The organism is Scytonema sp. PRP1, from assembly GCF_036697665.2.
Lineage (GTDB): Bacteria > Cyanobacteriota > Cyanobacteriia > Cyanobacteriales > Nostocaceae > Kalymmatonema > Kalymmatonema gypsitolerans.
Map to the genome: position 1 here is coordinate 46,813 of NZ_JBAHYJ020000020.1, position 13,906 is coordinate 60,718.

The window sequence follows — 13,906 nt, forward strand, 5'->3', positions numbered from 1 at the left end:
AAAAAATATGCTAATAATAATGTGTCATTCTAAAGAAAAGATTAAAATATAATACATTGTATAAAAGTTGTGATAAAGATTTTTATCTAGCAGGAGATAATAGCTATAACAACGCACTCCAAACAAATATACCTCCTCTAAAGCGCTCTGAGATAACTTACTGTCCATCAACTTTTTTGTCAGATCTGATAAATTTATTTATAAATTTTATTGTTTCAGATCTAAATATTTAAAATTTTTAACGAAAAAAGTTAATACAATCTATCAAACGATCGATGAAAATGGGAACCTTTCTTTTCAAGAAGGCATCGTTCTTCCCTGTTAAGGATTTATATGAGTCCAAACAGAGGGGCGCAGGGGAGGACAGTCCTAAAAACCCACAGCGTTGCAGGGAATCCCCAAGTTTTCTGTAAGTGGCGTTCAACTGTTTGTAGTCAATAACTGAATCTAACCCCTAAAAAAGCTATTTCATCCCGACCAACATAAACACCAAAATATAGGTTTTATTAAGTAATGCTCTACTACTCAACTGACACCTCCCAAAATAATCAGCAAGTTTTTGACTCCACTGGCTGGAACGTGATTGAAACAGAGTTCAATCCTAGTCAGCTGCACCACAAAGAAACCGTCTTCACCCTTGGCAACGGGTACTTGGGAACACGGGGAACTTTCGAGGAAGGATATCCCAATGATTCCGCAGCAACAATCATTAATGGTGTTTATGATGATGTTGCGATCGCCACCACACAACTTGTCAACTGCCCCAGCTGGCTGTCGTTGGTTGTGAAAGTCGGAGAAGAACGCTTCCGTCTTGACGCTGGCGAACTTTTGTACTATGAGCGTCGGCTTGATATGCGTTTGGGTTTATTGAACCGTGAGGTGCGGTGGCGTTCTCCACAAGGTCATACTGTGGATTTCCACTTTCAGCGTTTCGCTAGTCTAGCAGATCAACACGTTTTAGCTGTCCGTTGTGAAATCACATCCCAAGATTTTGAAGGTGACATCTCAGTTGAAGTTGAGTTTAATCCCGAACAGGATACCCAAGGTGTCAAACACTGGCAAACGCTAAACTTTGGTACCGCCGGAAATCTTGTCTGGTTGCACAGCCAAACTCTCCATTCTGGAATTGAACTTGGTATGGCAGCTAAGCTTGTGGTTGAAGGTGAAGATGCTGCACCCTTGGGCGAACAGAACGGTTCCGCAAGCTTAACAAAAACCTTCCAATGCGTACCAGGACAAACAGTGACCGTTGACAAAATTGTCACTTTGTTTACTTCACGAGATACAGAAACCCCAATGGCAGCAGCCTTAAATAGGCTAGCAGATGAACCAAGCTACTCCACCCTGTTTGCGGCTCACATTGCAGCATGGGAGCAGGTGTGGCAAGACAGTGACATAATTATTGAAGGCGATCGCAAAGCGCAGTTGAGCATTCGCTACAATATCTTCCAAGTGCTTGCTGCTGCACCACGTCATGATGACCGAGTCAGCATTCCTCCCAAAACCCTCTCCGGTTTTGCTTATAGCGGACACATCTTTTGGGATACAGAAATTTTTATCTTGCCCTTCCTAACCTTAACTCAGCCAGCGCTGGCACGTAACCTGCTGACCTACCGCTACCACACTTTAGATGGGGCGCGACGCAAAGCCAAAGAAGCGGGATACTCTGGCGCAATGTATGCTTGGGAAAGTGCCACTACTGGTGATGAAGTGACTCCCCGGTGGGTACCAGGTAAAAACGGTGAGCAAATCCGCATCTGGTGCGGTGACATTGAAGTGCATATCAGCACAGATGTGGCTTATGCTGCTTTGAACTACTGGCGGCATACCGGTGATGATGAATGGATGCGCGATTATGGTGCAGAAATTATCCTAGATACAGCTGCTTTCTGGCAAAGTCGGGTTGAGTGGAACCCACAGCGCAACAGTTATGATATCCGTGATGTGATTGGACCTGATGAAAATCACGATCGCGTAGACAATAACGCCTTCACCAATCTCATGGCGCAATGGCACTTACAGTCGGCATTGATGTTGTGGAACTGGCTGCATCAGGCTTATCCTGACACAGCAGAACAGCTGGCGATAAAACTCAACTTAGGAACCGAACGTTTTGAAAGCTGGGCATCTATTGCCAAAAATCTTTATGTCAACCAAGACTCAGAAACTGGGTTGATGGAACAGTTTGAGGGTTTCTTTGAACTCGAAGATATTAACTGGGCTGATTACGAAACCCGTACCACATCAATGCAAGGACTTTTGGGAGTTGAGGCGACAAGTCAAAAGCAAATTCTCAAGCAGCCAGATGTATTGATGCTTTTCTACTTGCTACGCGACGTCTACGATCGCAAAACTCTACAAACCAACTGGGATTATTACAACCCCCGCACCGACCATACTTATGGTTCCTCACTCGGTCCAGCAATTCACGCTATCTTAGCTTGCGATCTGAATCATCCAGAAGAAGCATATACCCATTTTATGCGATCGGCGTTGGTAGATTTGGAAGATGTGCGGCGTAACGCAGCCGAAGGTATTCACGCTGCTAGTGCTGGTGGAGTTTGGCAAGCTGTAATCTTCGGGTTTGCTGGTATCCGGATGACTCAATTTGGTCCTGTTGCTTGTCCAAATCTACCGTCAGGCTGGACACGTTTGAAGTTTCGTCTGCAATGGTGCAACGAGTGGTATGAATTCGACTTGCAACCAGAAAAAATTCAAACCTTTGCAGATATTGCGCCAACTTCAGACTCAGCAATTGCTGGCCTCATCTTTGACTTGGATGGTGTTTTAACCGATACCTCGGAGTTACACTATTTGGCTTGGAAGCAACTGGCAGATGAAGAAGGCATAGAGTTTGACCGAGAAGCAAATGAAGCAATGCGAGGACTGCCACGTCGAGAATCTTTGCTGCATATCTTAGGAAACCGCCCAGCAACTGAAGAGCAAATTCAGGACATGATGGAGCGTAAGAATCGCTACTACGTAGAAGTGATGCAGAAGATTACGCCAGCACATCTACTCCCAGGAGTTGCAGATTTGTTGCAGGAAGTACGAGCTGCTGGAATTAAAGTGGCTTTGGGTTCATCCAGCAAAAACGCCGAGACTGTCATCGAACGTTTGGGCATTGCCGAACACTTGGATGCTATTGCTGATGGCTACAGCGTATCCCAACCAAAACCAGCACCAGACCTTTTCCTATATGCTGCACAACAACTTGGTGTTTCACCCTCACGATGTGTTGTGGTGGAAGACGCAGGAGCTGGTGTAGAAGCTGCTCTTGCTGCGGGAATGCGAGCTATTGGGCTTGGTCCTACGGAACGAGTAGGTAAAGCACACGTTGTATTACCCAGTTTAGAAAGGGTTCGCTGGGAAGAGTTGCGATCGCACCTCATTAATAGCGATAAAGCTTCCTTGGTAGAAGTCACAGCTTGAAGGCAAAATGATTGGTCAATTGACCGGATGGCGGGCAATATGCCTGCCATTTTATTTTTTGTTGAGCCACACCCAACAACAGCCTCTGGCTCTAATATCTCGTTACCAGGTTGAACCTGGTAACGAGGGTTTGGAGCCTCTGACGACTCACTGTTGCAACTCTAGGCTTGATCTCAGTTTAGCTATCCTTGAAATACTTACTGTTTTTGCACGTCAAAATTCGCCAAATTCTTGACTTTAGCTACAGGTGGATTTTGCTCAACCGAGTTGTGTTTAAGAAATTCCCCTCGCAAGCCATAGCTGACTAACCCCATGTACTCGTAAAACAAAAGCATTGCTTTTCTAGTTGAAGTTAATTCAGTTGGTATGGGGCTTGTGCGCGGAATCACTTCAAACCCCATACCTTGAAAAGTGAGTAATGACCGTAGCATATGTGGAGGATCTGTCACTAGCAGAATTTGCTTGACTCCTCGTGGTTGTAGCACTGATGCGGTGAACAGTGCGTTTTCCTTAGTGGTTTGAGAACAGTGTTCTTCGCCCAATGCAGCATCAGGAATGCCTTTTGCTTCTAGTTGTTCGACGATTTGGGAACCATCTCCTGCACCACTGGCAAAAATTAATGGTGCACGACGATCTCTCCAAAGTTCAGCCGCTACTTGAACTCTTGAATGTCTAAATGGTTCCCCCCGCCCCAGTACAACAATTGCGTCTACGGTTGTACCAGGATCGGGGGGAATAAAAGTAACTAATCCTTTTTTGGCTACAGCTATGGTTAGTGGAAAAGTGGCACTAAAGTAAATCACGAGTAACACAGTTCCCAAACCACTCCAAAAACGCTTCCAACGTAAGCGTGGAATCATCCAAGGTAAAAAAACTAAAATCAAGAGTGGCAATACAATAAATGTTGGTGTCATTAGCCAGTGAGAGAGCGTTGACTTCAAAACAAGCCACTGGCTAACCGGGCGATCGCACAAAGCTTGGTTGAGCATTTGAAGTTAACCCTATATACTCTATGTGCACTCTTTGTCATCTTAACTAAACTTCATCTAATTGACTGTTAGGGACGAGCGCTTCTACTCCAATCAAAAAAACCCCTGTGCGGCGACTAGGGGCTTTTACCTTTTTCCTAATAAGGTAAATTTCAATGTTTGAGAGGAATTCATACAGTTTAGTAGCGATCGCCTGTGGCAGGCACTGAGTCCCAAAGGGACACGTTACGCGTATGCCTGCGCGCCCCCTTTGCGCAATCGCCGTACGGTGGGGCAAAGCCCCGGAGCGTTTTTCTGGGCTTTGTTTGGCAGCATTGCCCTCTAGGGCGCGCACAAAAGCGCTTTTCTGGGCTTGCGGCACTGTTGTTTGCCCAATCGCACTTTATTAACTTCCTACAGTTAGGTTGCAAAAAACAGTCATAATCTGATAAATATACTTGGTATCTAGTGATATATTGTTACAACATAACAGAAATCTCCAGGGTGCAATACTACCGTAAGTGCAAATACATACCTTGAGAGAATTAAATGAATCCTGATAAATCGAATAATCAAAACTTTATATTATGTAACCATTGTGGCTATGATACAAATCCTTCCACAGCTAAACGCTGTGTGAAGTGCGCTAAACCCCTGAATATAACTGTGCTAAACAGCAACAAGGCTGCCAAACCTGAACCGAAAACTTTGGCAGATTGGCTGTTGACACCTTGGATGATTCGGCTTCTCTCGGGTTTGGTGTTTCTGTTTGTGAGTTGGTTAATCTACTGTGCGTTCGTAACTGTTAGCAGTGTGAACAACTCCGAGCTCATCGGAGTTGACAATTCCAGTGGCAACAATCAGAACACCGCTCCTGATGTCAAACTCTACAATTCCATAAAAGAGGTGCCGAAGGTGCCGGAAGGTACATTTAACTACGGCGGTGGAAACTCCTTTGCAGCTCTGACTGCTGCTGGCTTACACGAAGCAATCACCACAGTTCACCCCAATTTTCGCCTCCGCTATACCGAACCGAAAGACGGTAAACCTGGTGGCAGAAAGGGTATAGCTATGGTGCTTGATGGTCAACTGAGCTTTACTCTGAGTGGAGCACCTCTCAAGGAGGCTGATTATGACAAGGCTAAAGAACGGGGCTTTGGGCTAAAGCAAGTGCCAGTGGCTTTAGATGCGCTTGTCTTCTATACCCATCCAGATATCTCCATTCCTGGACTTTCAGTTGATCAACTTCAAGACATATATAAAGGTAAACTAACCAACTGGAAGCAGGTGGGAGGACCGGATCTGCCGATCATACCTTTCGCCAGGGACCCTAAGGCTTCCACTTCATTGAATGAGCTTCTCGGACCAGAAGCTGATCAAATCAGTTCCAAGGTGCAATTCATCCGTGATTTCACTGGTGCTATTCGTAAGGTAGCCTCAACCCCTGGGGGGATTTCCTTTGGAGGAAATGCACCAATTGTCGGTCAAAGAACAATCCGCCCCCTTGCTATTGCTAAACCTAACTCCCAAGAATATGTGCAACCCTTTATAGAAGATGGCAAGAGGATTAATACTGCCGCAATAAGGGATAGCTCTTACCCGATGAGTCGGCGTATGTTTATTGTGTTTCGCTCCGACGGCACAATCGATGAACTGGCTGGGAACGCCTATGCCAATATGTTACTGTCCAAAGAAGGTCAGCAGATTGTCGAAAAGGCAGGGCTTGTTCCTATGCGCTGAGAACATAAACTGTTCTTCACTTAACGCGAGTTCGACGAAAAGAGTCTACCAACGAAATAATCAGGGATACAGCTTTGAGCGCAGCAGTATAAAATCATATGAAATCCGATTAATTACTGATCGTATGTCATTCTGTAGACGCTTTGCGGCTTCCCGCAGGGTGCGAAGCGGAGAATTTCCAAACGGTGCAATCCATAGAGATACTTCGTTCAGCTGAGTCCTAAGGGAACACGCTGCTTTGTATGCCTGGGCGCCCGCTTTGCGCTTAGGCTGCATTTAGCATGACAGTAATTGTCTATCAGGATTTCATATCAGTCTTTCAAAGCTCTGTCGAACTTACGTTAAATATGCAACGTCGAAAATAAGAAAACCGAATTTAGGTGTGAGTTAGACAAAAACCATGACAAAATTATCTTGGAAATTTCTGTGTTGGAAATTTCTCAAGCTCGTTCCAGTAGTTTTCGCTGCGACATTTTTCGCTGCTAACAGCGCCAAAGCTAGTGAAGTCAACCAACAAGTAACTTCTGTTGATCAACTGTCCCAAGAATCCCAGAGCCTCGGTCAAGTCACATCCGTTTCACAATTTTCTGATGTGCAACCTACAGACTGGGCATTCCAAGCATTGCAATCCCTGGTTGAGCGCTATGGTTGTATTGCTGGTTATCCCAATGGCACCTATCGCGGTAACCGAGCTTTGACTCGTTATGAATTTGCAGCAGGTTTGAATGCGTGTTTAAATCGGGTGAACGAACTCGTTGCCACAGCTACCTCTGACTTAGTAAGAAAAGAAGACCTGTCTACCTTGCAGCGCTTGCAAGAAGAATTCTCTGCTGAACTGGCTACCTTGCGCGGTCGTGTAGATACCCTAGAAGCCCGCACTACTGAACTAGAGGCAAATCAGTTTTCTACTACCACAAAACTCAATGGTGAAGCTATCTTTGCAGTAGCTGGTGTTTTTGGTGACGATGCAGCTGATAGAGACAACAATCCAAATAACAACCCTGACTTGCAAGATAATATTATATTTGCCAATCGCGTGCGTTTGAATTTTGATACAAGCTTTACTGGCAAAGACCGTCTAAGAGCCCGTTTGCAAGCCAGAAATATAACTGAGTTTCAGGGTAGTGTCACAGGTACTAGGATGACTCGTTTGGGATTTGATGGAGATGAAGACAACGACCTTGGGCTAGATGACCTGTACTATCAGTTTCCATTAAGCGATAAGCTGAGAGTCACCGTTTCTGCCGCTAATACTGAATTGAATCATCTTGTGGAAACGTTAAGTCCCTTTGAAAGCTCCGGTAGTGGTAGCATTTCCCGCTTTGGGCGATTTAACCCTATCTACCGAACCAGTGGCAGTACAGGGTTAGTTATCAATTATAAGTTTAGTGAGCGTGCTAGGCTCGATTTAGCTTATATGGTTCGCGATCCTGAAGATCCTACTGATAAAAATGGACTTTTTGATGGTAGCTACGGCGCTTTCGCACAAGTCATATTTGAGCCAATCAAAAATTTAGATATAGGCTTGAGTTACGTTCACTCCTACAATGCCGGAGGTGGCAATAGTGGCGTCAACCTTACAGGTAGTACAGGTAGTGTTAATGCCATCAGACCTTTTGGTAATGTTGCAACTTCAGCAGATTCCTTTGGCTTACAAACCAGTTGGCGAATAAGTCCTCAATTTACTGTTTCTGGTTGGTTAGGCTACTCATTTGCCCAATCGGAAGTTAGTAATGATAACGCAGATATCTTGAACTATGCTGTCACTTTAGCTTTTCCAGACTTAGGAGGAAAAGGTAATCTAGCCGGGATTGTCATCGGTATGCCGCCAAAAGTCACATCAAGTAGCCTGGTAGCCGATCAGGACACTTCTTTACATATAGAGGGTTTTTATCGATTACAAGTCACAGATAATATCGCTATTACCCCTGGCTTATTTGTCATTACCAATCCGGAACACAATCACAACAACGACAGCATTTTTGTAGGAACAATCCGGACCACTTTCAAGTTTTAAAGATATTCTCCTTTAAGGGTTGTATTATTGGCTCGTGAAGAGCAGTTGCTAAATTAACGGGTGCTTTCTTCTACCATATCTTTATACACTAGCGCCTAAGGATGTAACAATTTGGATTTAGGGATAAAGCCAAGTTGTATGTGATGAGTATATTCTGAAATTCCATCAAACCATAATCTATTTAGCTTGCGAACTTGATTCTCTGGAAAAGATGTTCTTCCATGTAGTATACTAGTATTATCAAATACCAGAATTTGATTTGCTTGAAGTTTAAATATCAATTGATTCTTCGGATTATTAACATAGTTTTTGATAATCCTGTAAACATTCTCCAGTTGCGATGGAATTGCAATTGAGACAACTGAATCTGCTCTAAAACTCATTGATATTTTGCCTTCTTTCTCAAGAAATATCGCTCGTCTAGCTGTTTGGTCACCTCTTGTGATGGTCAATGGATAAGTAAACAACCTGTGCAATTCTTGGAGATAGTTTTCCATTAGATATTCATAGACAGATTCACTGTAAACAATTTGAGATAATCCTCCATGTTTAGAGGGTATTTCACATTGCATGGCAACAATTTTAGGAGGTTCCATTTCATATGGACCATCTGTATGCATTAGGTGAGCTTGATTAGTCGTAGCTACATAAGTAGTAGCAAGGGGGGAGTTGCCTAAATTTTCAACCAAAACAATACCATTTTCGTCAGAGCGTTTATGTCTCTTTACTGAGCCAAAAAAATTATTTAAAGCTAATAAATTATCTTGAGGATTTGGCAAAGGTTCACATTCTAGGATGACCAATTTAAATTTGTTGAATAGCTCAAATAAACTTGTTTTGTCTGATTGCGAAATGTCTGTAAGTTTAGTAATTTTTAGGGTTACCTGGCTAATATCAATTTTGGAAGCTTCAGTAATTTTTTTATCATCTAAATTTGCTCCAAAGTCATCTTGTTTAACCGCTAGGATATTACCTGTTAGCATTGTACAAACTCCTTCTTCCGATTAACGTTGATTCATGAGATTACAGAACGTCATTGCTTTCACAATCGGACACATCTGAGTTGTAGATGTTCAAATCGGAATGCACTCTAAAGATTCAGACCTAAGATCTATAATTAATTAGTGCAGACTTTCAACAATCATGAACGTTCCCGTAGCACCCAGAGCCCAAGCAATTAACTTGCGGAGCTTTGAGGCGTCTATTTTGGTAACAGAGCGTGCCCCAAAATAAGAACCCAGCACAGTAGCTGGCACAAGTGATGCAAGCAGTGGTAAATGAACTCCCAAAGTCAAAATACTGCCTGCTGCGCCAATACTGGCAGTAATTAAGTTAATAGCTAAGTTTGTTCCTACTGCATCCTTTGGCTCGATACCTAAAACTCGAATCATTGCAGGTAATCTTATACTACCAAGCGCCAAACCTACAGTACCCGCTAATAACCCCAGAGCAGTTCCAATCACTATCTCAAGCAATAAGTTTTGGCGAGATGAATGCTTATTTTCGCCTTTAGTAGCTTTTTTGGCATTGGCTATCTGAAAGCTTGAGTAAACAAGTACAATTCCTATAACGCTTTTGATCCAATATGCTTCTACACGAGCAAAAGCAAGCGTACTTATAAGTGCACCTATTCCTGAGGGTATACCAATCGCGCAGAGCAACCGAAAATTGACACGACCTTCCCTAATGTGGCAATAAGTTCCAGCCAATGACCCCATAGCAGAAGTAGCTAAGTTTGTACCTGTTGCAATACCTATTGCATTAGTAGTTGATTGTAAGGCATAAACAAGAAAAGGAAGTCGAATATTACCTAGAACAAAACCCACCGAAGCACCAAAATAGCTTAGAAGAAAGGAAATGACTGCAAGAATGAAGATAATGAAATAATTATTGGCATCAAACATAGTGCACCCGATTCATCTTGGAAGAGTCTATCTTAAAATTTGTATTTAAAGACCCAAAAGCCTTTATTATTGCTTTCCTCTAGCAAAATTTACACAAAAATTATTGCTGGTTTTCTTGGATACTTTTTAATGGCTTTCCTAAGGATTTCACAATTTTCATTTAGGGATAAATCCAAACTGGAGATGACGGCAATATTCTGAAATTCCATCAAAGCATAATTTGTTTAACTTACGAAATTCATGATCTGGAAAAGATGTTCTTCCATGTAGTACAGTAGTATTGTCAATTAATAGAATTTGATGCGCTTTGAGTTGATAGGTAAAATGATTTTTTGGATCGTTAACATAGTTTTTGATAATGTTGTAAACCTTTTCCATTTGAGGCGGAATTGTCATTGAGACAACTGAATCTGATCTAAAAGTCATTGATATTCTGCCTTCTTGTTCAACAAATATCGCTCGTGTAGCTGTTTCCTCAGTTCTTGCTATCGTCAATGCATGAGTAAACAAATTCTGTAATTCTTGGGGATGATTTATCCTTAAGTATTCATAGACTGATTCAGCGTAAACAATTTGAGAAAATCCCCCATTTTTAGAAGGGACTTCGCATTGCATAGCAACAATTTTAGGAGGTTCAATTTCATATGAACCGTCTGTATGCATTAAATGCATTTTATTAGTGGTAGCCACATAAGTCTTACCAAGGGGGGAATTGCCTAAATTTTCAATCGAAGTAATACCATTTGGGGCGGCAAGTTTATGTCTCTTTACTGAACCAAAAAATTTCTTTAAAGCTAATAAATTTTCTTCAGGGTGCGGCAATGGTTCACATTCTAGTATGACAAATTCAAATTTGTTAAATATCTCAAATAGCCTCTGTAGCTCTGTCTCAGAAATTTCTGCAACTTTACTAATTTTTAGTATTACCTGACTAATATCGATTTGGGAAGCTTCAAGAATTTCTTTCTCATCCAAATTTGCTCCAAACTCATCTCTTTTAACTCTTTGGAGATTATCTGTCAGCATCGTACAAACTCCTTCTTCTGACTAATGGTGATTCATCAGATTACAGAACGCGATCGCGCACAGCGCCCTGGCGTTCGCGCAGCGTGTCCTCAAAAGAACTCAGTCAATCGCTTTCGCAATCGTACACGTCTTAGTTGCCAATGTTCAAATGGGAATAGATCGCAAGGATTTAGCTTTAGGATTGAGAAATCGGAAACTGACCAGATTGAAAATCATCAGAGCTATTATTCATTAACAAACTCCTTGAAAGCTTTGCAACAACGAAGGTGTCGTTGATTTGTGCGCTGGAAATTGTCATAATTTTGGGATTTTTAATAATTCCCAGACGTTGACAATAACCAATATTGAGATAGGCTTAATAGTTATTTCGTCCTTCTCTTATGTAGTCTCGCTAGCTGTGCTCATCCTTCTACGAACTTAGCGAGTTATCCTATGATTATGTTGAAAATGTCATTAGAAAGGAACCGAATTTTGATAGCCTAATACAGTTCAGCTAAGGAGTACTGAAAATAAAAAAACCAATTTCTTAGAGAAATCGATTTTCTATATTCGTGCTTATCGGTACACCATATTGAGCAATTACCGCTGCGGTAACATAGCACCATTGTATATCTTGTCTGTTTTCATTAATAATCATAGCCATGCACCCCTACGTGTAACATACAGTCGTTGGCATCGTTACATTATTCTACTGTTTTGCATCTTCCAAACAATAATGTGAGAAAGCATTTGTTCACTCAACGCCTTCGCCCGATGGGGGCAAAAAAAAGGTGGACTTGAAATTCCTCACACACTTGTAGGGTATAGATGCAAAAGAGACAATTCATTTATTTTTGCTCGATCGGATAATAAACTAATTGAGCAATGAATACAACAGTTTACTCAACATTTTTTCTATTAGGTATACTCAACTACAAATAAGAACACCCAAAACTGCAAACAGCGCCCTAGATAGTGGTAATTTTGATATTTACCATAAGTCTGATCCCTACTTGTTCCCCAATGCAGATCACGCCTGAGTGTGCGCCAAAATCTACTGTCTTGACTCCACAAAGTTTGATCCCTTTTACAAGTAAAAATAGAGTTATAATCGTTAATAGAAGTGCTTGCATCATAATTTTCTAGCGATGCTTTTCTATCAGCTTCATTTGCATTGCACTCTCTATAACATGATTCCGGCTTGAGTAATTCTTACTATAAAATTTGTCATTCAGGCTCTTCTGCCTATTTCTACATTGCTGTCATTAATAAATATGTAGTGCTTTACCTTATCTCTCTCGGCTATGTTCTTGTTGGCACAATTCCAGTGTATGCTTGTCTGTCGAATGGTTCATTGGCGGATACATCAATTTTCTACAAGCAACTCCATCCTCTTTATTTAATCACGAGTTGCGAACCTAGAAGCACCAGCAGCTGCAACAGAGACGAGCAATATTGCCATGATGGCGCGAAGGTTCAAAGTTTCTCCCAACACAATAAAGCCCATGAGTGCAGCAGCCACAGGTTCCAGACTCATCAACACACCAAACACTCTTACGGGTAAAAAGCGCAGTGCTTCCAGTTCCAGCGAATAAGGAACAGCTGATGAAAGCATCGCTACACCAAATCCCATCAGCAGCACGTTGGGCTTGAGCAATGCTGAACCCCCTGCTAACACTCCCATTGGTAAAAGTACAATAGCTGCTACTGCCATTGCTAAGGCGAGTCCTCTTCCTCCAGGGAAAACTTGACCGACTTTGGCAGAGAAGAGGATATAAGCAGCCCAGAAACTTCCAGCAACAAGTGCCAGCGCCACGCCAACCAAATCTAACTTTAGCCCACCCACGGGAGCTAACAAGATGATACCAATCGCTGCCAGCAGTACCCACAGCACGTCAATAAGCCGACGGGAATTGACAATTGCCACGCCTAACGGTCCAATAAACTCAACAGTCACGGCAATACCAAGCGGAATGCGCTCAACAGCCATGTAGAACGATAAGTTCATCAAAGCCAACGATAGACCAAAAAGAATCAAAAGCCCGTAGTTTGAGCGAATATTCCCACCAGATCTTTTCGCCACAGCATCAACAACACGAGTGCCGCAAATCCAACCCTCAGAGACACTACGCTCATTGGGCTCAAGGCTGCAAACAGGCTTTTGGCAAGTGCTGAACCTAATTGAGCACAGCCTATTGACAAAAGGACAAGAGTAGTTGGTGGTAATGGGGGAACTGAACTGATTCTATTCATTGGTTAACCAAGGATCGTGATGGCGGTAATATTACTATCCAATGCTCCTAGTGGTTTCATTGTTGCTAAACCACAAGAAAACAGCGATATTACCTCTAATCCTTTCACGGGTTTTGGTAGCAGAATCCAAATCAACGCTAGTGGTATAGCAACAGCCAAGGTGGTTAGGACATCAACAGATGATAAAACCTAGACACAAAAAGACTTTTCACCCAGTCCCCAGTAAAGAGTCCAAGCGTCCCCTGCTATATTTTTGGCATACTGCCGCATCGTTGAGAGAACTCGCCTTGGGATAGCCAGTTCCCGGAATCATCACCTACACTCTACAACGCCAGTTGCACAGGCGATCGCCACCTCCACAAATGCTGGCTCCCCCACACCTAGTCTCAACAAACAAGCCAGGTGTGTAAATTGTCTGATCGATGAACTCATTTGTGGTAATTATGTGAAATAATCTACGCAAAGTTGATAGGATTATGAAGGTTTCTGGACAGCAAATGCGATGCTATCACATCCAACACTGCCACGAAAATTAATTTTTCATAAATTTACTCTAAATCCATCGACTAACAGTAGTATATTGAGTA

10 protein-coding genes are annotated in these 13,906 nt (G+C 42.5%); 4 read left to right on the forward strand and 6 right to left on the reverse strand.

Annotated features, from left to right (window positions below; genetic code table 11):
- Window positions 1-513: 513 nt before the first annotated feature.
- Entirely contained in the window at window positions 514-3,432 is a 2,919-nt protein-coding gene (gene pgmB, locus V5G28_RS03705) for a beta-phosphoglucomutase (RefSeq protein ID WP_332993564.1), read from the forward strand.
- Between the two features lie 197 nt (window positions 3,433-3,629).
- On the opposite strand, the gene V5G28_RS03710 is transcribed toward pgmB, so the two are convergent.
- Together V5G28_RS03710 and V5G28_RS03715 are read right to left on the reverse strand one after the other, a co-directional pair.
- The gene (locus tag V5G28_RS03710) at window positions 3,630-4,421 is read right to left on the reverse strand and encodes a YdcF family protein (RefSeq protein WP_332993567.1); all 792 of its coding nucleotides are present in this window, start codon (window positions 4,419-4,421) and stop codon (window positions 3,630-3,632) included.
- A 46-nt stretch (window positions 4,422-4,467) separates the two neighbouring features.
- Window positions 4,468-4,782: a hypothetical protein gene (locus V5G28_RS03715; RefSeq protein WP_332993569.1), complete on the reverse strand. Its 315-nt coding sequence runs from the start codon at window positions 4,780-4,782 to the stop codon at window positions 4,468-4,470.
- A 167-nt stretch (window positions 4,783-4,949) separates the two neighbouring features.
- On the opposite strand from V5G28_RS03715, the gene V5G28_RS03720 reads away from it, so the two are divergent.
- Together V5G28_RS03720 and V5G28_RS03725 are read left to right on the forward strand one after the other, a co-directional pair.
- On the forward strand, window positions 4,950-6,140 hold the full coding sequence (locus V5G28_RS03720; RefSeq protein WP_332993571.1) for a PstS family phosphate ABC transporter substrate-binding protein: 1,191 nt from the start codon (window positions 4,950-4,952) through the stop codon (window positions 6,138-6,140).
- A gap of 400 nt (window positions 6,141-6,540) precedes the next feature.
- The gene (locus V5G28_RS03725; RefSeq protein WP_332993572.1) at window positions 6,541-8,157 is read left to right on the forward strand and encodes an iron uptake porin; all 1,617 of its coding nucleotides are present in this window, start codon (window positions 6,541-6,543) and stop codon (window positions 8,155-8,157) included.
- 95 nt (window positions 8,158-8,252) lie between these two features.
- On the opposite strand, the gene V5G28_RS03730 is transcribed toward V5G28_RS03725, so the two are convergent.
- The 4 genes from V5G28_RS03730 to V5G28_RS03745 all read right to left on the reverse strand — a co-directional run bounded on the left by V5G28_RS03730 (window position 8,253) and on the right by V5G28_RS03745 (window position 13,149).
- The gene (locus V5G28_RS03730) at window positions 8,253-9,140 is read right to left on the reverse strand and encodes a TauD/TfdA family dioxygenase (RefSeq protein WP_332993575.1); all 888 of its coding nucleotides are present in this window, start codon (window positions 9,138-9,140) and stop codon (window positions 8,253-8,255) included.
- Between the two features lie 138 nt (window positions 9,141-9,278).
- Entirely contained in the window at window positions 9,279-10,061 is a 783-nt protein-coding gene (locus V5G28_RS03735; RefSeq protein ID WP_083630750.1) for a sulfite exporter TauE/SafE family protein, read from the reverse strand.
- A gap of 156 nt (window positions 10,062-10,217) precedes the next feature.
- Window positions 10,218-11,087 (reverse strand): TauD/TfdA family dioxygenase, encoded by an 870-nt coding sequence (locus V5G28_RS03740; RefSeq protein ID WP_332993582.1) that lies wholly within the window; start codon window positions 11,085-11,087, stop codon window positions 10,218-10,220.
- 1,378 nt (window positions 11,088-12,465) lie between these two features.
- The gene (locus V5G28_RS03745; RefSeq protein WP_332993588.1) at window positions 12,466-13,149 is read right to left on the reverse strand and encodes an EamA family transporter; all 684 of its coding nucleotides are present in this window, start codon (window positions 13,147-13,149) and stop codon (window positions 12,466-12,468) included.
- 189 nt (window positions 13,150-13,338) lie between these two features.
- On the opposite strand from V5G28_RS03745, the gene V5G28_RS03750 reads away from it, so the two are divergent.
- Entirely contained in the window at window positions 13,339-13,512 is a 174-nt protein-coding gene (locus V5G28_RS03750; protein ID WP_332993589.1) for a hypothetical protein, read from the forward strand.
- Window positions 13,513-13,906 lie beyond the last annotated feature (394 nt).